Consider the following 18,555-nt stretch of genomic DNA (forward strand, 5'->3'; position numbering starts at 1 on the left):
GAGCACGTGCTCAAGATCGAGGACACAGGCGTTCCGAACACGTGAACCTTGGTGGCCCTTCAGTGTGACAGTGCTCACACAGGCTGTAAAGGGTCGGTGCTGACGGGGTTCGAGAATCTCCGCCCGGATGCGCAAGGCCGCTGCACCGTGATGCAAGACACGCTGGGCTTCGGCTCGAGATACTTCGAGGCACCGGCACCGGCACCGGCACTTGCACCTGCAACGACACCCTCGCCGGCACCTGCGAGCAGATGGAGCACCCTGATGACTGAGCACACTGCCCCCACCCGGCCCACGGCGGTCGAGAACACCACCCTGGCCAGACGAACACTGGGAGTCCCGGCCCTGGTGTTCCTGATCATCGCAGCCTCCGCACCGCTGACGGTCCTGGCCGGGGGAGCCACCGCGAGCTTCGCCGTCACCGCTGAGATCGGAGTGCCCGTCGGGTACCTGCTGCTCGGTGTGATCCTGGTGTTCTTCGCGCTGGGCTATGGGCGGATGAGCACCTACGTGCAGAATGCCGGCGCCTTCTACGCCTACGTCACAGCCGGGCTGGGCACCCGGATCGGGATCGGGAGCTCCTTCCTGGCTCTGGTGACGTACAACGCGATGCAGGTGGGCCTCTACGGAGTCTTCGGCTTCACCGCCTCGTCGATCGTCAATGACCTCTTCGGCCTGGAGGTCGCCTGGTGGATCTGCGCCCTGGTGGGGTGGGTGATCGTCGGCGCGCTCGGGGTCAATCGCATCGACCTCTCGGCGAAGGTTCTCGCAGTGATCGTGCTGCTGGAGTTCCTGGTCGTGATCGTGGTCAGCGTGCTCTCGCTCTCGACGTCCCCCGAAGGGATCAGTGCCGCACCGCTGCAGCTGGAGAACTGGTTCAACGGCAGCCTCGGGGCCATCCTGGCCTTCGGCATCGCCGCCTTCATGGGGTTCGAATCAGGTGCGATCTACTCGGAGGAGGCCAAGAACCCAGAGCGATCGGTGGCGCGCGCGACCTACATCGCGGTCTCGATCATCGCCGTCTTCTACGCCTTCTCCGCCTGGGCCTTCGCCGTGGGCATCGGCCCCTCGCAGATCGTGGCCCAGTCCCAGGAATGGGGCCCGGACCTGCTCTTCATCTTCCTCGACGGCCATCTGCCTGCGCTGCTGGTGAACCTCGCCGCAGTGCTGTTCATGACCAGCATCATCGCCGCCATGGTGGCCTTCCATAATGCGGCTGCCCGGTACTTCTTCTCGCTGGGCCGGGCTCGGGTGCTGCCACAGATCCTCGGGCGAACGGGAGCCTCCAACGGAGCCCCGGTGGCAGGTTCGCTGACCCAGAGCGTGATCGGCGTGGTCTTCATCCTGATCTTCGCCGTGGCCGGGGTCGGCTCCGACTTCGGTCCGCTCTTCCCGGTGATGACGATGTTCCCCTGGCTGACCAACGCGGCGGGATTCGGTCTGGTGCTGCTGCTGTGCCTGACCTCGGTGGCCATCATGCGCTACTTCAATCGGGATCCGCAGCAGCACCCGTTGTTCGTCCGCACCATAGCGCCGCTGATCTCAGCCGTGGGACTCGGCATCATCGCGGTGCTGATCATGTTCAACTTCGACGTGATGATCGACTCCGACGGCTTCTCCCCGCTGGTGGTCGTGCTTCCCGGTGTGATCGTCGGGGCGGGCATCCTGGGACTCATCTGGGGCGAATACCTGCGCACCCGGCGGCCCGAGCTCTACGCCAGCGTGAGTGGAGCAGACATCGGGTGAATCACAGCCGGGCTCAGACCCTGCAGTGCACTCCGCGCTGCGCGGCCCAGCGCATCGCGGCTCCCCGGGCAACAACCACTCGAAGGGGTTGTGCGTCGCATCACATACCGTATACGATCTGGAATATCATCTACCGGAGGGATCCGGGCCGGATCGTCGAGGAGACCATATGACTGCGCAGGAACTGGGCACACCCGGCAAGATCGTCGCCGTGCACATCAGCTATGAGTCCCGCGCCGCGGAGCGCGGCCGGCGCCCGGCGACCCCGTCCTACTTCTTCAAGCCGACCAGCTCGCTGGGCGTCTCCGGGGACTCCGTGCAGCGTCCCGGCGGGACGGAGCTGCTCGCCTTCGAGGGTGAGATCGCGCTGATCATCGGCACCGCCGCACGTCAGGTCACCGCCGATGACGCCTGGAGCCACGTCCGCGCGGTCACCGCGGCCAACGACTGGGGGCTCTACGATCTGCGCGCCGCGGACAAGGGCTCCAACGTGCGCAACAAGGGCCGCGACGGCTACACCACGGTGGGCCCCGAACTCATCGATGCCGCGGAGGTGGACCCGAGGAAGCTGCGTGTGCGCACCTGGAAGAACGGTCACCTCGTCCAGGACGGCGCCACCGGCTCCATGATCTTTCCGCTGACCCAGCTCATCGCCGACCTGTCCCAGCACATGACCCTGCAGCCCGGAGACATCATCCTCACCGGAACTCCCGCCGGCGCCTCGGTGGCGGAGCCGGGGGACACCATCGAAGTCGAGGTCGACGCCGCCCGCGGGCTCACCAGCGGCCGACTGGTCAGCCCGGTGACGGAGGGACCAGGGGTGTTCGATCCCGCCCTGGGCTCGCTGCCCAGCGTGGACGACACCCAGCGCGAAGAGGCCTGGGGCTCCCGGGAGGCCGCCGGCCTGCCCCCGAAGCAGGCCCCCGGCCTGGATCCCGAACTGCGCGCCACGCTGGAACAGGTGCCGGTCGCCGCCCTCTCCCAGGAGATGCGCCGACGCGGGTACAACAACGTCACCGTCGACGGCGTGCGCCCCACCCGCCCCGGCCATAAGCTCATCGGCACTGCCCGGACCCTGCGCTTCGTGCCCCACCGAGAAGACCTCTTCGCCTCCCGCGGAGGCGGCTTCAACGCCCAGAAGCAGGTGTTCGACTCCGTGCACTCGGGCGAGGTCATCGTGATCGAGGCCCGCGGAGAGCGCGGCTCGGGAACCCTGGGAGACATCCTGGCGCTGCGTGCGCTGCATCGCGGTGCCGCCGGTGTCGTGACCGACGGCGGGGTGCGCGACTACTCCACCGTGGCCGAGATCGGACTCCCGGTGTTCAGTCAGGGCCCGCACCCGGCGGTGCTCGGCCGCAAGCACGTCCCCTGGGACGCCGATCTCACCGTGGCCTGTGGGGGAGCGACCGTGCAGCCAGGCGACATCATCGTCGGCGACGACGACGGCGTCATCGTGCTCCCGCCCTCGATCGCCGACGAGGTGGCCGAGGCGGCGCTGGTCAAGGAGGCCGAGGACGCCTGGGTCGCCGAACAGGTCAAGGCCGGGAACCCGGTGGACGGACTCTTTCCGATGAACTCCACCTGGCGCGCCCGCTACGAGGCCGAACAGGGACGCGCCGGCGCCGAGGCCCCCCTCGTCAAGGGAGAGGGCCCGTGATCCGCATCGATGAGCGGATCAGCAAGTCCGAGCTGACCTACGACTGGATCCGCGAGCGCATCGTCGGCCGCGAGTTCAACCCCGGCTACCGGCTGGTCCTCGGCGCCATAGCCAAGGAGCTGGGCATCAGCGTGGTCCCGGTCCGCGAGGCGGTGCGCCGGCTCGAGGCCGAGGGCCTGATCGAGTTCGAACGCAATGTCGGCGCCCGGGTCGCCATGGTCAACCAGGACGAGTACATCGACACCATGCAGACACTCGGGGTGCTCGAGGGTGCGGCCACCGCGCTGGCGCTGCCGCTGATGCTTGACGCCGACCTCGCCCGCGCCCAGGCGATCAACGATTCGATGCGCGCCATGCTCGAGGACTTCGATCCGGTGGCCTTCACCTCGCTCAATGAGAAGTTCCACCGGGCGCTCTTCCAGCGCTGCCCCAATCCGCACATCTCCGAGCTCGCCGACCGCGGCTGGAACCGGATGTCCGGGCTGCGCAGCTCCACCTTCGCCTTCGTGCCGGACCGGGCGCCCCGCTCGGTCCAGGAGCACGACGACATCCTTCGACTCATCCGTGAGAATGCCGAGCCGCTGGAGATCGAGATGGCAGTGCGCCAGCACAAGTGGCGCACCGTCGAGGCCTACCGCCAGCAGCGCACCGACTCCTAAGGAGACCCACCAGAGATGAACGACTACCAGAGCCCCGTCCCGGCCGATCTGCCGGAACGCATCCAGCACTACATCGACGGCGAGTTCCTCGACTCCGCAGAGGGCGGCACCTTCGAGGTGCTCAACCCGGTGACCAACGAGGTCTACATCAGCGCCGCCGCCGGCACCAAGGCCGACGTCGACCTCGCCGTGGCCGCCGCGGCCCGCGCCTTCGAGACCGGGACCTGGCGCGAGACGCTGCCCCGGGAACGCTCCCGGGTGCTGCACCGGATCGCCGACCTCGTCGAAGAGCGCGGCGCCCGGCTCGCGGAGCTGGAGTCCTTCGACTCCGGGCTGCCCATCACCCAGGCCCTCGGGCAGGCCCGCCGCGCTGCCGAGAACTTCCGCTTCTTCGCCGATCTGATCGTCGCCCAGGCCGATGACGTCTACAAGGTGCCGGGACGACAGATCAACTACGTCAGCCGCAAGCCGATCGGTGTGGCCGGACTGATCACCCCCTGGAACACCCCCTTCATGTTGGAGAGCTGGAAGCTGGCTCCCGCCCTGGCCGCCGGCAACTCGGTGGTGCTCAAGCCGGCCGAGTTCACCCCGCTCTCGGCGAGCCTGTGGGCCGGGATCTTCGAAGAGGCCGGACTGCCCAGGGGCGTGTTCAACCTGGTCAACGGGCTCGGTGAGCAGGCCGGTGACGCCCTGGTCAAGCACCCGGACGTGCCGCTGATCTCCTTCACCGGTGAATCAAGCACCGGGCAGACCATCTTCGCCAACGCGGCACCGGCGCTGAAGGGCCTCTCCATGGAGCTCGGCGGGAAATCGCCCGCCGTCGTCTTCGCCGACGCTGACCTTGAGGCGGCCGTCAACGCCACCATCTTCGGGGTCTTCTCGCTCAACGGCGAGCGCTGCACCGCCGGCAGCCGGATCCTGGTGGAGCGCAGCATCTACCCCGAGTTCCTCGAGCGCTACGCCGCCCAGGCCAAGCGGGTCAAGGTCGGACTGCCGCACGAGCCCGGCACCGAGGTCGGCGCGCTGGTGCACCCCGAGCACTTCGAGAAGGTGATGAGCTACATCGAGATCGGCAAGACCGAGGCGCGGCTTCTTGCCGGCGGCGGTCGCCCGGAGGGGTTCCCGAGCGGGAACTTCGTGGCGCCCACGGTCTTCGCCGACGTCGCGCCTGAGGCGCGGATCTTCCAGGAGGAGATCTTCGGCCCGGTGGTCGCCATCACTCCCTTCGACTCTGACGCCGAGGCGTTGGAACTGGCCAACAACACCAAGTACGGGCTGGCCGCGTATATCTGGACCAATGACCTCAAGCGGTCGCACAACTTCGCCCAGTCGGTCCAGGCCGGGATGGTCTGGCTGAACTCGAACAACGTCCGGGATCTGCGCACCCCCTTCGGAGGGGTCAAGGCCTCCGGACTGGGCCACGAGGGCGGCTACCGCTCACTGGACTTCTACACCGACCAGCAGGCCGTGCACATCAACCTCGGCGAGGTCCACAACCCGGTATTCGGCAAGGCCGACTGAGGCTTCACCGCACCCCACACCTTCCACCATCGAGCAAGGACGCTTCTGATGAATGACAACCCCATCCCGGGTCGGATTCCCACCCCCTCTTCACCGGCGCCGGACATCCTGCGCTGCGCCTATATGGAGCTGATCGTCACCGATCTGCAGCGCTCCCGCGACTTCTACGTGGATGTCCTCGACCTCACGGTCACCGCCGAAGACGAGGACGCGATCTACCTGCGCTCCATGGAGGAGTTCATCCACCACAACCTGGTGCTGCGCCGCGGGGAGCAGGCCGCCGTGGCCGCCTTCTCCTACCGGGTGCGCGCACCGGAGGACCTGGACAAGGCGGAGGCGTTCTACCGCGAGCTCGGCTGCGAGGTCATTCGGCGCAAGGAGGGCTTCACCCGCGGCATCGGCGACTCGGTGCGGGTCCAGGACCCGCTGGGCTTCCCCTACGAGTTCTTCCACGATGTGCAGCACGTGGAGCGGCTGGCCTGGCGCTATGACCTCTACACCCCTGGCGCCCTGGTCCGGCTGGACCACTTCAACCAGGTCACACCGGACGTGCCCAAGGCCGTGGCCTATATGGAGGACCTCGGCTTCCGGGTCACCGAGGACATCCAGGATGAGCACGGCACCACCTACGCGGCCTGGATGCGGCGCAAGCCCACCGTCCATGACACCGCGATGACCGGCGGCGCGGGACCGCGGATGCACCACGTCGCGTTCGCCACCCATGAGAAGCACAACGTGCTCGCGATCTGCGACAAGCTCGGCGCGCTGCGGCTCTCCGACCACATCGAGCGCGGCCCCGGCCGGCATGGGGTCTCCAACGCCTTTTACCTCTACATCCGTGACCCCGACGGGCACCGGATCGAGATCTACACCCAGGACTACTACACCGGAGACCCGGACAACCCGGTGGTGACCTGGGACGTGCACGACAACCAGCGCCGCGACTGGTGGGGCAACCCGGTGGTCCCGTCCTGGTACACCGAGGCCTCCACCGTGCTGGACCTGCACGGACGCCCGGTGCCCTCGGTGGAGCGCACGGAGAGCTCCGAGATGGACGTGACCATCGGCGCCGACGGGTTCTCCTACACCCGCAAGGACGACGAGGATTCCATGCCCTCCTGGAAACAGGGCGAGTACAAGCTGGGCCACCAGCTCTGAGGCTGTCCAGAGACCTATGACCGGGAGACCTATGATCAGGAGCGCCATGATCCGGAGTGCACAATGCTGACACCAGAGCAGATCACCACCATCGCCGACGAGCTCGCCGCAGCCGAGGCGCAGCGCAGCATGATCCCGCGGCTCACAACCCGCCACCCCGAGATGACCATCGAGGACTCCTACGCGGTGCAGAACGAATGGCGACGCCGCGCCGTGGCGTCCGGACGCCGGCTGGTGGGCCGCAAGATCGGGCTCACCTCCAAGGTCATGCAGGTGGCCACCGGGATCACCGAACCCGACTACGGGGCGATCTTCGACGACATGGTCTTCGAGAACGGCTCGGTGATCGAGCACAGCCGCTTCTCCAACGTGCGCATCGAGGTGGAGCTCGCCTTCAAGCTCGGCAAGCCGCTGAAGGGCCCCGGAGTCACGGTCTTCGACGTGTTGGACGCCACCGACTACGTGGTGCCCGCGCTGGAGATCCTCTCCAGCCGGATCGAGATGCAGGGCCGCACGATCGTGGACACCATCAGCGACAATGCCGCGATGGGCGCCATGGTCTACGGCGGCAACCCGGTGGCCCCGGACGCGGTGGATCTGCGCTGGGTCTCCGCGCTGCTCTACCGCAACGAGACCATCGAGGAGTCCGGCGTGGCCGCCGCCGTGCTCAACCACCCCGCCATGGGCGTGGTCTGGCTGGCGAACAAGCTGGCCCAGCACGGCGACAGCCTGCAGGCCGGGGAGCTGATCCTCGCCGGCTCCTTCACCCGCCCGATGTGGGTGGAGCCCGGAGACACCGTCACCTGTGATTATGGAGAGCTGGGAACCCTGACATGCCGCTTCAACTGAACCCCACCCTGCGCGCGGACCTGGCCGCCGCCGACCGCCCGCTGATCGGCGGATGGGTCTGCTCCGGGTCCTCGGTGATGGCCGAGATCATGGCCGGCTCGGGGCTGGACGTGGTGCTCATCGACATGGAGCACGCACCCAACGGGCTTGAATCCGTGCTCGCCCAGCTGCATGCGCTCTCCGGGTACCCGGTGACCCCGCTGGTCCGGCTCTCCTCCGACGACCCGGTGACCATCAAGCAGGTGCTGGACCTCGGCGTGCAGAACCTGCTGATCCCGATGATCTCCACGCCCGAGCAGGCCCGCCAGGTCGCCGCCTCCACGCAGTACCCGCCCGCGGGGCGCCGCGGGATCGGCAACGCGCTGGCCCGCTCCGGACGCTGGAACCGGGTGCCGAACTACCTCGACGATGCCGCCTCGCATGTGAGCATCCACCTGCAGATCGAGACCGTCCAGGGTGTGGAGAACGCCGAGGCGATCGCCGCGGTGGAGGGCATCGACGGGATCTTCGCCGGTCCCAGCGACCTCTCCGCCTCGATGGGGCTGCTCGGTCAGCAGACCCACCCCCAGGTGGTCGACGCCGTGAAGGCCACCTTCACCGCCGCAGCGCGCGCCGGCAAGACCGCCGGCGTCAACGCCTTCGACCCGGCAGCCGCCCGTGACTACCTCGACGCCGGAGCGTCCTGGGTGCTCGTGGGCGCCGACGTCTCGCTCGTGGCGCGCGGCTCGGAGAAGCTCGCCGCGGACTTCATCCCACGCACCGCTCACTGAGGAGTCATCCATGCAGTTCCACCATCACGGCTACGTCTCCAAGAATCCCCGTGTCCAGGCGCCCGCCGGCGTCGGACTCGACCGTCCGCAGGAGCTCCCCGAGCACATGGACGTGCTCATCGTGGGCACCGGCCCGGCGGGGATGATCGCCGCCGCCCAGCTGGCCCAGTTCCCGCAGGTGCACACTCGGATCATCGAGAAGCGCGACGGCCGACTCGAGGTCGGTCAGGCCGACGGCATCCAGGCCCGCAGCGTGGAGACCTTCCAGGCGTTCGGCTTCGCCGACGAGATCTCCAACGAGGCGTACCACATCACCGAGATGGCCTTCTGGAAGCCCGACCCGGAGGCGCCCGAGAACATCGTGCGCACCGCCCGTCCCGCCGATGACCCGCACGGGATCAGCGAATTCCCGCACCTGATCGTCAACCAGGCCCGGGTGTTGGACTACTTCGCGGAATCTATGGAGAACTCTCCCTCCCGGATGACCCCGGACTTCGGCTGGGAGTTCCTCGGCCTCACCGTGCACGAGACCGGGGAGCACCCGGTGGAGGTCACCCTGCGCCGCGCCGCCGGCGATGAGGCGGGCCAGGAGCGCACCGTCTGGGCCAAATATGTGCTCGGCGCCGATGGGGCGCGCAGCGGGGTGCGCACCGCCATCGGCTGCACCATGGAGGGGGACCGGGCCAACCACGCCTGGGGCGTGATGGACGTCCTGGCCGTCACCGACTTCCCCGACATCCGACGCAAGTGCGCCGTCCAGTCACGCTCGGGCGGCAGCATCCTGCTGATCCCGCGCGAGGGCGGACACCTGTTCCGGATGTACGTGGACCTCGGTGAGGTCCAGCCCGGTGAGGGCGCACAGGTCCGCAGCACCACCATTGAGCAGATCATCGAGAACGCCAACCGGATCATGCACCCCTACACGGTGGACGTGAAGCACGTGGCCTGGCACAGCGTCTACGAGGTCGGGCACCGGGTCACGAACAAGTTCGACGACGTGCCCGCCGAGCTCACCGGTCAGCGCACCCCGCGGGTGTTCATCGCCGGGGACGCCTGCCACACGCACAGCGCGAAGGCCGGCCAGGGCATGAACGTGTCCATGCAGGACGGCTTCAACCTGGGCTGGAAGCTCGGGCAGGTGCTGGCCGGCCGCAGTCCGGCGGCGCTTCTGGACACCTACTCCGGCGAACGCCAGGTCATCGCGCAGAATCTCATCGACTTCGACAAGGAGTGGTCCACGCTGATGGCGCAGAAGCCCGAAGAGATGGAGGACCCGTCTGCGCTGGAGGACTTCTACGTCAAGACCATCGAATTCCCCGCTGGATTCATGACCGAGTACACCCCGTCGTTGGTCACCGGGGAGGCCACCCATCAGCAGCTCGCCACCGGATACCCGGTGGGCAAGCGGTTCAAGTCAGCGCTGGCCTCCCGGGTCTGTGACGGCAACCCGCTGCAGCTGGGACACCTGGCCACCGCCGACGGCCGCTGGAGGATCTACGTCTTCGCCGATGCCCCGGCCGCCGGAGAGCCCTCGGCGCTGGCCGACTGGGCCCACTGGCTTCACACCGACCCCGGCTCACCGGTGCTGCGCCACACCCCGCGAGGCGAGGACGAGGACACGCTCTTCGACATCAAGGTCATCTACCAGCAGCCACATGACCAGTTCGACGTCACCCACGCGCCGCGCGCGTTCCTGCCCACGGTGGGGCCCTTCGGACTCACCGCCCGGGATCGGATCTTCGGCACCCACCCCGAGCATGACATCTTCAGCGAGCGCGGGATCAGCCGGGAAGGCTGCGTCGTCGTCGTGCGACCGGATCAGTACGTGGCGCATGTTCTGCCGCTGACCGACACCGCCGCGCTGGCAGAGTTCTTCGCCCCGATCTTCCTGGAGGCCACCCGATGAACCGTTCGAGGTGCTCATGGCCGCGTACTTCCGGATGCAGGAGCAGGCCGAGCGGCTGCGCGATCTGATCGTTGCCGGGAACGGAAAGTCCAAGACCGACGCCGCGGCCGCGCAAGCTGCCCTGCCGGAGGGCACGAATGCAGCGTTGCTCGCCCCGGCCCTGCTCACCGGGGTGCCTGTGGATGCGGAGATCCGCAGCGGGGAGATCTTCGGACCGGTCGCGCCGGTGGTGGCCTGGACCGGTCTGGACGCGGTGATCGGGCGGGCGAACACGGTCGAGGTCCGGCTCTCCGGGTACGTCTATGCCGGGAAGCTGCAGACCGCGACGAAGATCGCCGAGCGGCTCGAGGCCGGCATGGTCGGGCTCACCCGCGCAGCACCTTCTCCATCGCCCTGCCCCGGGCCATCTCGTCGATCAGCTTGTCCAGGTAGCGGATCTCGCGCATCAGCGGCTCCTCGATCTCCTCCACCCTGACTCCGCAGATCACCCCGGTGATCAGTGAGCGCGAGGGGTTCATGGCGGGCGCCCGGGCGAAGAACGTCTCGAAGTCGATCCCCTCGTCCAGGACCGCCCTCAGCTGCTGCGCGGAGTAGCCGGTGAGCCAGCAGATGATCGCGTCGACCTCAGCCTGGCTGCGTCCTTTGCGCTCCGCCTTGGTCACGTAGTGCGGATACACGGACGCGAAGCTCATCGTGTAGATGCGGTGCTTGGTCATCGGGGGCTCCTGGTCGGACGCGGACCTCTGCTCTGACATCTCGTCTCCACGGTCCCACGGGATGCAGTGATGACTCAACGGATGGGGCTCCGCTCGGTGGGACCGCGGGCGTCCACCGTCGTCCCAGCGTTGCTCCGCGACCCCAGCCCGACCCCTCGGCTCCGGACCCCCGACCCGTCTCCTTCAGGTGTCGCATCGTTGTTTCCGTCCAAACCGTGGGACCTGGCATAGAGATGCGACAAACACGGGGGGATGTCCCGTCCCGCCAGCGTTCTGACGACGTCTTGCCGAAGGATGTGCCCCGATTCCGGCATTGGAACGCTGACGAGACGGTGGCAGGACCTATGGCCCTAGGCGGCGGCCCGATACACGCGCCAGAGTGGATCCTGGTGCGCGATATCGTGCCCAGAACCGCGTGAAGGGACTGAAGGACTTTGTCGATCCAGACCTCAGCACAGGCCGAGACTCATGTCAGCACATCCCTCCGGGAGGTCGTGGAGTCCGAACTCAGATGGATCTCGGAGCTGCGCGAGGGCAACGTCACGGCTTGGGTCGAGGATCGTCACGTCACCTTGTTCGGTCTGGTCGACTGGACCTATCAGTGTGAGGCTGCCGAGCGGGCAGTCCGGAACATCCCCGGAGTCGAATCAGTGGAGAACCAGATCGCCACTGCTGCCCGTACGCCGTTGCAGAATGCGGAGGAACGACTCAGGAACGCCGCGTTCCGGGACCCCCGGATCGACGCCGACCACGTCGTCGCCACCATCACCGGTCAGACGGCGGTTCTGACGGGGAAGGTCAAGTCTCTGGCCGAGAAGCGGCAGGCAGGTCTCGCAGCATGGATCTCCCCAGGGGTGATCGAGGTGGACAACCGCCTCGACGTCTGCCCACTATGACCTCAAGAAGGAGCAGAATATGAAGAAGAAGACCGTGATCAAGAAGCACCCCGTGAAGGATGCGAGGAAGTCCCCGAAGAAGCAGTGGAAGGACATGAGCCCGGGCAGGCGGGCCGGGACCATGGTGTTCAGCATCGTCCAGATCTCGCTGGCCGTGGCGGCCTGGGTCGACCTTGCCAGGCGGCCTGCGAATCAGGTCAACGGCAAGAAGGGCATCTGGGCCGCGATCATCGCAGTCAACTACGTCGGACCGATCAGCTACTTCCTCAAGGGTCGCCGGACCGACTGATGGCTGCGCTCTCGGCGCTCAGCCTGCCTCAGATCCTTCACCGAGTTCTCGCTCAGGATGGGGGCCGAACTGGAAGTGGCGGCCACTGATCTCGGTAGGGGTCACCCGCACGTAGTTGTCCTTCACAGAGGGCGCCCAGGGCCGCAGCTCCAGCCTCTCTGCCTCTTCGATCTCTTCAGTTCTCTGCAGCCACTGCGCCTGGCCGCGCACCGTCACCGACCATGCCGTGTCAACAGAGATGTGGTCCGCCTCGAACAGGACCGTCTCATTGATCGCGAGCTTCGCGAGCTTCGTGCCCGGGGCGGTGCGGAAGACCAACGTCCGGTCAGGCGCCGCGGCGTAGTTGATCGGGAAGATGTCTGCGCGTTGCCCGACGACGACGACCAGGCGCCCGAATCGGCCCCGTTCGAGCAGCCCCCAGATCTGATCTGGGTTCAGCGTGAGGATCGGTTCACCGTCTGCGTGTTCGAGAATCATGGGCGTGTCACTTTCAATGCTTGTGAGTGGGCACCACGAGAACGGGGCAGACCGCGCGATTGAGCACTGCCTGGCTGACGGAGCCGAGGAGCAGACCGGAGAACCCTCCGTGGCCGCGGGTTCCGAGGACCACCAGCTCCGCAGTCCTGGAAGCCTCGGAGAGCACGCCTGCGGGTGAGCCGTCGAAGAACTGCCAGCGCACGGGAACCTCTGGGAACTCCTCGGATACCCGGTCGGCTGATTTCTGCAGGTGCTCCGTGTAGGGGCGGCGCAGATTAGGAATCTCGAGATTGTGTTCGATGGTGTTGGGCCACCAGTGCCCCTGTGCGTTCAGGGGAGCGGCCGAGACCAGGGTCAGCGGGTTGTCCAGCAGTGCGGCCGCCTGCGCCGCCAGGTTCACGACCAGCTCAGGGTCGGTCTCGACGTCGATTCCCACCACGATCTCGGAATCGAAGTTGAGATCCGTTTCCACGTTGGCGAAATGGCGGCGCTCATGCGTTCGAGGGCTCGACTCTTCCATCTGAGCCAGCGGCTCGGTGGCGCCGGTCTGACCAGTGGGCAGGTCCTGAGCCGGGGCGAGGAGCTCTGTCGAGGACTCGTTCTCCCACTTCTCGGGGACCACCAGGGTGGGGCAGTGCGCATGAGCGGCAAGCTTGGCCGATACGCTGCCGAGGAAGCGGCCGGCGAAGCGGTTGCGTCCGCGTTTGCCGACGACGACCACCTGCGCGGACTTGGACTCCGCGACCAGCTCGGAGCCCGGGTCGCCTTGTACGGCACGCACGGTGACCTTCACCCCGGACGCCTCCGCCTGTGTCGCGTACCCACGGAGCATCTCGTGCACCTCTTTGACCACGGCCTCGAAATATTCGTCCATCATCGGCACGTAGTAGGCGTCAGTCACCACGGGGCGGGCGAATGTGCCGACCAGGCGCAGCGGGAGGTTTCGTTGCTGAGCGATTCGCAGACCAGCTCGGAAGGCGCGCTGACCGGCGGCTGAGCCGTCCATGCCTACAAGAACACCGGGGTCGTGGTCAGTGCCACTCTCGTGAGAAGGATTCATGGCCCAACCATACGTCTCGTATTCCATCGATCTAGGGTCTTTGGCCTCTATCAATAATCTACTTTTCTGGTATGAAAACATCGTGTCATGAGTGTTTTCTCGGGGCGGAAGCGTCACATCAGGATGAACGGCAGCGCATCTGACGATCTCGGGCAGCCGGCGGGACCAATGGCCCTGCACCACTGGTGAGCCACGCTGGACAGTGGAATCAGCTTCGTGGCTTCGTGAGCGATCACCCTAAGGGCTCCGCCTGTGAAACACACATGCCGAGCTCCACCCGTGCGCGATCTTGAAGCCTCTTCTGACCACCGAGAACTTCCGGCGCCGCAGCTGACGTCGAACCAGGTAAGTCCCCGCTCAGAGAGGCCTCCATCATGAGCTCGCCAGGCAGGAATCTTCGTCTCGTCGCTGCAGCCCTGATGGCGGGTGGTGTGATGCTTCTCCCCACGGCGAGCGCCACGGCCTCCGCACCCTCAGAGTCCGCACCCTCAGAGTCCGTACCCTTGGAGGGATCCCTCGCCACATCTGAGATTGCGTCGACATCAGATGATGGGGAGGGCCCGCAGTTCTTCAGCGGCGTCTCCGTCGAGGTCTCGGAACAGGTCCAGGGCGATGTCTACGTCTCCGGGCAGAGCATCACCATCAGTGGCGACATCTCGGGTGACGTGATCGCGGCAGCTCAGACGATCGACATCACCGGCACAATCGATGGAAACGTTCGCCTGGCGGCCCAGGATGTGTCGATCAGTGGGGAGGTCGGGCGGAGCGGAACCGTCTTCGCCTCAGTCCTGAACCTCGCTGAAGATGGATCGATCGGAGACGATCTCGTCGCCGCGGCAAGATCGGCCACTATCGGAGGAGACCTCGGCCGAGACCTGGTGGCTGCCGTCGACGGTCTCACCATCGACGGGGCCGTCGGGGGAGACGTGACCTATTACAGCGACCGTGACGCGACCATAGCTGAGGGTGCGGTGGACGGCGACGTCGAACGCATCGCCCCGACACCAGCACCGGAGATGGAGCCGTCGCCGTGGGCGCTGTTCATCGGGTGGTTCCTCGGGCTGCTCTACGCGCTGGTTGCGCTGAGCCTGATCACTCTGCTGGCCGGACTGCTGCTTCCCGGCAGATTGACACGGGTCACCGATCAGCTGAGGCACGCTCCCTGGAAGGCGCTGCTCGTGGGGTTCGTCGCCTCGATCGTCGTTCCGGTGATGCTGGTCGCGCTGCTGATCACCATCATCGGCGCCCCGCTGGCTATTGCTGGTCTCCTGGTATGGCTGCTGCTGACGCTGGCCACGTTCGTCTACGGATCCCACTTCATCGGGCGACTGCTGTTCCGGGACTCCCAGCGACCTGTCGTCATGACCCTGGTCGGTGGGCTGATCCTGATCTTCGCTCTGCACGTTCCGTGGTTGAACATCGTGGTGTGGCTTGCGATGGTGCTCTTCGGCCTCGGCGCACAGCTTCTGGCCTTCTATGCTCAGCGGCCATGGCGGGTGCGTCCCGAGGTCATCGCGGAGCCACCCGGCAGAACAACCGCCAACCCACCCGTGGAACCACCGGGGGAGCCTCTCGGGGAACCGGCGGTCAGGTAGCGGAATGCAGGCCTGACCGGAAGCTTCGCCCGCCGCTCTGGTTGTCAACGGGACCTGCGGCCCTGGGACGGCGAGTCCCATTCACGCACAGTGGGTCCAGCGATACACGACCAGAAGTGCCCATCAACTGGCATAGTCAGGACCATCGGCGCGCGCTGGCAACTGCGATGGATGCCGGGGGAACCGAGTGACCGTGCAGGACGAATCCAGGAGGATCACCATGAAAGCTCTCCAATACGTCGCCATCGGCCAACCGCCGCAGGTGCGCGAGGTCCCCACCCCGGAACCCGGCCCCGGTGAGGTCCGGCTGCGCATCACCGCCGCGGGCGCCTGCCGTTCGGACAGCTTCGTGATGGGACTCAGCGAGGAGCAGTACGCCGCCTTCGGCTACCCGCTGCCGATGACGCTGGGACACGAGGGCGTCGGGGTCGTGGACGCTCTGGGTGAGGGCGCCTCCGGCATCGAGGTCGGCGAGGCCGTCGCGGTCTACGGTCCGCAGGGCTGCGGGCGCTGCCTCAGCTGTGCCCAGGGCATCGAGAACTACTGCCCCCACGCCGCCGCCCTCGGCATCACGCCACCGGGACTGGGCAAGGACGGGGCGATGGCCGAGTACATGATCGTCACGGACCCGCGGCTGCTGATCCCGCTGGGAGATCTGGACCCGTCTGCCACGGTGGCCCTCACCGACGCCGGACTGACCCCCTACCACGCGATCCAGGGGTCACTGGATCTGCTGGTCCCCGGCAGCGTGGCCGTGGTGATCGGAGTTGGCGGCCTCGGCCACATCGCGGTGCAGCTGCTGCGCACCCTGACCTCTTCCACAGTGATCGCGCTGGACATCAGCCAGAGCAAGCTCGACTTCGCCCGCGAGGTCGGAGCTCATCACGCCTTCCTCTCCGACGACCAGGCCGCCGCACAGATCGCCGAAGCCGTGGGGCCGGGCCCGGTCACCGCGGTGTTCGACTTCGTCACCAACGGCCCCGTGATGAACATCGTGCGCTCGCTCAGCGGTCCGCGCACCGACCTGGTGCTGGCGGGAGCCGGATCCGTGGAGACCACGGTGGGACTGCTCGGCCAGCCCTTCGGGTCTCGCATCCGGGCGCCCTACTGGGGCTCACGGCCCGAGCTCATGGAGGTCTTCGAACTGGCGCGCACAGGTCAGCTCGCCGTCGAGACCGAGACCTTCAGCTTGGATCAGGGGCCCGAGGCCTACCGCAAGCTGCACGACGGCGAACTGCGCGGTCGCGCTGTAGTGGTTCCCTGATCTGGGGTCGAGGAATAGGATCGGAAACGAAGCGGGCGAAATCCGACCACGGGGGCGTCGCTCGCATCTGCTGATATCAGACCCCCGGGTGGAGGATTGTCATGGACAACGACGCTCACGCAGCACCACGACCTGTCGCATTTGATCCCGCCACACGTGATCTGGGGGTGCTGGTCGGCTTCGATGGTTCCAAGCAGTCCTTCCTCGCCCTGCACTACGGGGCCCTGGCGGCGCAGCGCAGCGGGCGGGTGCTCACCGTGGTCAGCGCGTTCCACGTTCCGGCCCGGATCTACACCACCCTGATTGCGGTGCCGGAGAAATCCGAGGCCGAGGTGGCCGTCGACGCAGCCAAGACCGTCCTCGCCGAGGCCAGGGAATACCTGAAGGACTACTCAGGCAAGGTGATCTACCGGACCGAACGCGGAGATGCCGCAGGGGTGCTGGTGGATCTCTCCGCCCTTGCGGAGCTCGCCGTCGTCGGCGCTCGGGGCAGGGGAGGGTTCCTGGGCAGGGTGCTGGGATCGGTGTCCTCGGCGCTGCCGGCCCACGCGCACTGCCCCACCGTGGTGGTGCCCCGGCAGTACAAGGTCAACGAGCCTGAGAGTCAGGCTGAGGGCGCTGGTCGGTTCATTGCGGGCAGGGATCGGCGTCCGGTGGTGGTCGGCATCGACGCGTCGGGTCAGAGTCGGGTCGCGATGCTCCAGGCCGCGCTGTCGGCACAGAACCGGGGGGTCACGCTGCATCTGCTGATGGCGCTGCCGTCTCTGGAGGCGTGGCTGGAGTGGTATCCGGAGCTTGATTCCCCTGATGAGAGCGTCACCGAACGGCGCAAGACGCAGCTGGAGAAGACCCTGGAGACCGAGCTCGCCCTGGTGAAGAGGCACTTTCCGGCCCTGGAGGTGACCGCGTCGGTGAAGCCGGGGGATCCGATCGCTCAGCTGGTGAAGCAGACCCGGGAGGCGCAGCTGACCGTGATCGGCACCCGGGGTCGCAGCGGATTCACCGGAGCGCTGATGGGGTCGGTCTCCCGCGGCGTGCTGCTGCGCGCGGAGGGCCCGGTGATGGTGGTCCCTGATCTGAAGGACGAGCGGCTGGAGGACCATCCCGAGCCCTCGCGATGACGTCGTCGCAGTGAGGCTTCCGCTGTGAGCCGCAGGATCATTCTGGTCCGCGCCGTGAACGTCGGCGGCACGGCCAGGCTTCCGATGGCCCAGTGGCGCGACCTGGCCGAGTCCCTCGGGGCCACCGAGGTGTCCAGCCATATCGCGTCGGGCAATCTGCTGTGCAACCCGCCCGGACCGGCTGAGAACTTCGACCGGGCGCTGGAAGCCGCTGTGCAGACACGCTTCGGCTTCTTCCGGGAGGTGATCAGCCGGTCCCGGGAAGAGGTTCTCGCCGCCCTGGAAGCCCATCCGTTCGAAGAGCTCGACCCGCGGTTCTCCTACATCAGCTTTCTACAGTCCGCGCCGACAGCCGAGGCGGTACAGGCCGCCGCCCTGCTGGAGACCGGCGACGACCGCTGGCAGGTGATCGACCGCGAGATGCACCTGCGCTACGCCGACGGCGCGGGCTCGCCCCAGATGAAGGAGCCGACCATCTCCCGGGTGCTGGGAGTGACCGGGACCGCGAGAAACCTCAACACCGTGCGCAAGCTTCTCGACCTCTCCGATGTCTGACACGAACGCCAGCTGGCCGGATCGTCTCCGAACTCGCGGAGCTCCTGGGCGCACCGGCATGCCACGGCGAGCCTGCGCGCAACGGTTCACGGGTGCGGCAGTCCAGGATCACGGCTGGCAGCGGTGGCGGTGCTGCAGCGGCGCCGTCGTCGTCGGGCGCCGGGACTGGAGTCACAGAGGCGTCCGCGCTTACGCTCATGTCATGACAGTCCGCAGCGCGTTCAAGATCCTGGCCACCGGCGAGGGGGGCGGGGGGGGGGGGGGGGGCGGCGGGGGGGGGGGGGGGGGGGGGGGGGGGGCGGCGGGGGGGGGGGGG

The 18,555-nt window shown here is 67.1% G+C and carries 18 protein-coding genes; 15 read left to right on the forward strand and 3 right to left on the reverse strand.

Annotated elements, in window-relative coordinates; all coding sequences use genetic code 11:
- Positions 1 to 264: 264 nt before the first annotated feature.
- The 9 genes from LTH96_RS05200 (at position 265) to LTH96_RS05240 (ending at position 10,741) form a co-directional block, all read left to right on the forward strand.
- Positions 265 to 1,746 (forward strand): APC family permease, encoded by a 1,482-nt coding sequence (locus LTH96_RS05200; RefSeq protein ID WP_241464691.1) that lies wholly within the window; start codon positions 265 to 267, stop codon positions 1,744 to 1,746.
- A 169-nt stretch (positions 1,747 to 1,915) separates the two neighbouring features.
- Complete coding sequence (locus tag LTH96_RS05205; RefSeq protein ID WP_241464692.1) at positions 1,916 to 3,403, forward strand: fumarylacetoacetate hydrolase family protein; 1,488 nt, start codon at positions 1,916 to 1,918, stop codon at positions 3,401 to 3,403.
- Entirely contained in the window at positions 3,400 to 4,062 is a 663-nt protein-coding gene (locus LTH96_RS05210; protein WP_241464693.1) for a GntR family transcriptional regulator, read from the forward strand. Before LTH96_RS05205 ends, LTH96_RS05210 begins: the two co-directional genes overlap by 4 nt.
- 15 nt (positions 4,063 to 4,077) lie before the next feature.
- Positions 4,078 to 5,583, forward strand: a complete 1,506-nt coding sequence (gene hpaE / locus LTH96_RS05215) for a 5-carboxymethyl-2-hydroxymuconate semialdehyde dehydrogenase (RefSeq protein WP_241464694.1) — start codon at positions 4,078 to 4,080, stop codon at positions 5,581 to 5,583.
- Between the two features lie 48 nt (positions 5,584 to 5,631).
- The gene (hpaD, locus tag LTH96_RS05220) at positions 5,632 to 6,741 is read left to right on the forward strand and encodes a 3,4-dihydroxyphenylacetate 2,3-dioxygenase (protein WP_241464695.1); all 1,110 of its coding nucleotides are present in this window, start codon (positions 5,632 to 5,634) and stop codon (positions 6,739 to 6,741) included.
- Positions 6,742 to 6,804: 63 nt separating this feature from the next.
- Positions 6,805 to 7,590, forward strand: a complete 786-nt coding sequence (hpaH, locus tag LTH96_RS05225; protein WP_241464696.1) for a 2-oxo-hept-4-ene-1,7-dioate hydratase — start codon at positions 6,805 to 6,807, stop codon at positions 7,588 to 7,590.
- On the forward strand, positions 7,575 to 8,360 hold the full coding sequence (locus LTH96_RS05230; RefSeq protein ID WP_241464697.1) for an HpcH/HpaI aldolase/citrate lyase family protein: 786 nt from the start codon (positions 7,575 to 7,577) through the stop codon (positions 8,358 to 8,360). The genes hpaH and LTH96_RS05230 overlap by 16 nt, the downstream gene beginning before the upstream one ends.
- A 10-nt stretch (positions 8,361 to 8,370) precedes the next feature.
- Positions 8,371 to 10,266, forward strand: coding sequence for an FAD-binding monooxygenase (locus LTH96_RS05235; RefSeq protein ID WP_241464698.1), 1,896 nt, complete (start codon positions 8,371 to 8,373; stop codon positions 10,264 to 10,266).
- A gap of 34 nt (positions 10,267 to 10,300) precedes the next feature.
- Positions 10,301 to 10,741 carry an aldehyde dehydrogenase family protein gene (locus LTH96_RS05240; RefSeq protein WP_241465084.1) on the forward strand — a complete coding sequence of 147 codons (441 nt, stop codon included), beginning with the start codon at positions 10,301 to 10,303 and terminating at the stop codon, positions 10,739 to 10,741.
- On the opposite strand, the gene LTH96_RS05245 is transcribed toward LTH96_RS05240, so the two are convergent.
- Complete coding sequence (locus tag LTH96_RS05245) at positions 10,632 to 10,982, reverse strand: DUF2200 domain-containing protein (protein WP_241465085.1); 351 nt, start codon at positions 10,980 to 10,982, stop codon at positions 10,632 to 10,634. The genes LTH96_RS05240 and LTH96_RS05245 overlap by 110 nt on opposite strands.
- 434 nt (positions 10,983 to 11,416) lie before the next feature.
- Between LTH96_RS05245 and LTH96_RS05250 the strand changes: the two genes are divergently transcribed.
- A complete protein-coding gene (locus tag LTH96_RS05250; protein WP_255727082.1) occupies positions 11,417 to 11,878 on the forward strand; it encodes a BON domain-containing protein in 462 nt (153 codons plus the stop codon).
- Positions 11,879 to 11,897: 19 nt separating this feature from the next.
- A complete protein-coding gene (locus LTH96_RS05255) occupies positions 11,898 to 12,167 on the forward strand; it encodes a PLD nuclease N-terminal domain-containing protein (RefSeq protein ID WP_241464700.1) in 270 nt (89 codons plus the stop codon).
- 18 nt (positions 12,168 to 12,185) lie between these two features.
- Here LTH96_RS05255 and LTH96_RS05260 read toward each other — a convergent pair whose 3' ends face one another.
- Entirely contained in the window at positions 12,186 to 12,644 is a 459-nt protein-coding gene (locus LTH96_RS05260; protein WP_241464701.1) for a pyridoxamine 5'-phosphate oxidase family protein, read from the reverse strand.
- Between the two features lie 13 nt (positions 12,645 to 12,657).
- Positions 12,658 to 13,704, reverse strand: a complete 1,047-nt coding sequence (locus tag LTH96_RS05265) for a universal stress protein (protein WP_241464702.1) — start codon at positions 13,702 to 13,704, stop codon at positions 12,658 to 12,660.
- A 503-nt stretch (positions 13,705 to 14,207) separates the two neighbouring features.
- On the opposite strand from LTH96_RS05265, the gene LTH96_RS05270 reads away from it, so the two are divergent.
- The 4 genes from LTH96_RS05270 to LTH96_RS05285 all read left to right on the forward strand — a co-directional run bounded on the left by LTH96_RS05270 (position 14,208) and on the right by LTH96_RS05285 (position 18,239).
- Positions 14,208 to 15,299: a polymer-forming cytoskeletal protein gene (locus LTH96_RS05270; protein WP_241464703.1), complete on the forward strand. Its 1,092-nt coding sequence runs from the start codon at positions 14,208 to 14,210 to the stop codon at positions 15,297 to 15,299.
- A 220-nt stretch (positions 15,300 to 15,519) separates the two neighbouring features.
- Positions 15,520 to 16,563 carry an NAD(P)-dependent alcohol dehydrogenase gene (locus tag LTH96_RS05275; protein ID WP_241464704.1) on the forward strand — a complete coding sequence of 348 codons (1,044 nt, stop codon included), beginning with the start codon at positions 15,520 to 15,522 and terminating at the stop codon, positions 16,561 to 16,563.
- 101 nt (positions 16,564 to 16,664) lie between these two features.
- Positions 16,665 to 17,684 carry a universal stress protein gene (locus LTH96_RS05280; RefSeq protein ID WP_241464705.1) on the forward strand — a complete coding sequence of 340 codons (1,020 nt, stop codon included), beginning with the start codon at positions 16,665 to 16,667 and terminating at the stop codon, positions 17,682 to 17,684.
- Between the two features lie 24 nt (positions 17,685 to 17,708).
- Positions 17,709 to 18,239 carry a DUF1697 domain-containing protein gene (locus tag LTH96_RS05285; protein ID WP_241464706.1) on the forward strand — a complete coding sequence of 177 codons (531 nt, stop codon included), beginning with the start codon at positions 17,709 to 17,711 and terminating at the stop codon, positions 18,237 to 18,239.
- Positions 18,240 to 18,555: the final 316 nt, after the last annotated feature.

Origin of the sequence: Nesterenkonia sp. LB17, from assembly GCF_022565915.1 — a bacterium.
In the GTDB taxonomy this organism is placed as follows: Bacteria; Actinomycetota; Actinomycetes; order Actinomycetales; family Micrococcaceae; genus Nesterenkonia.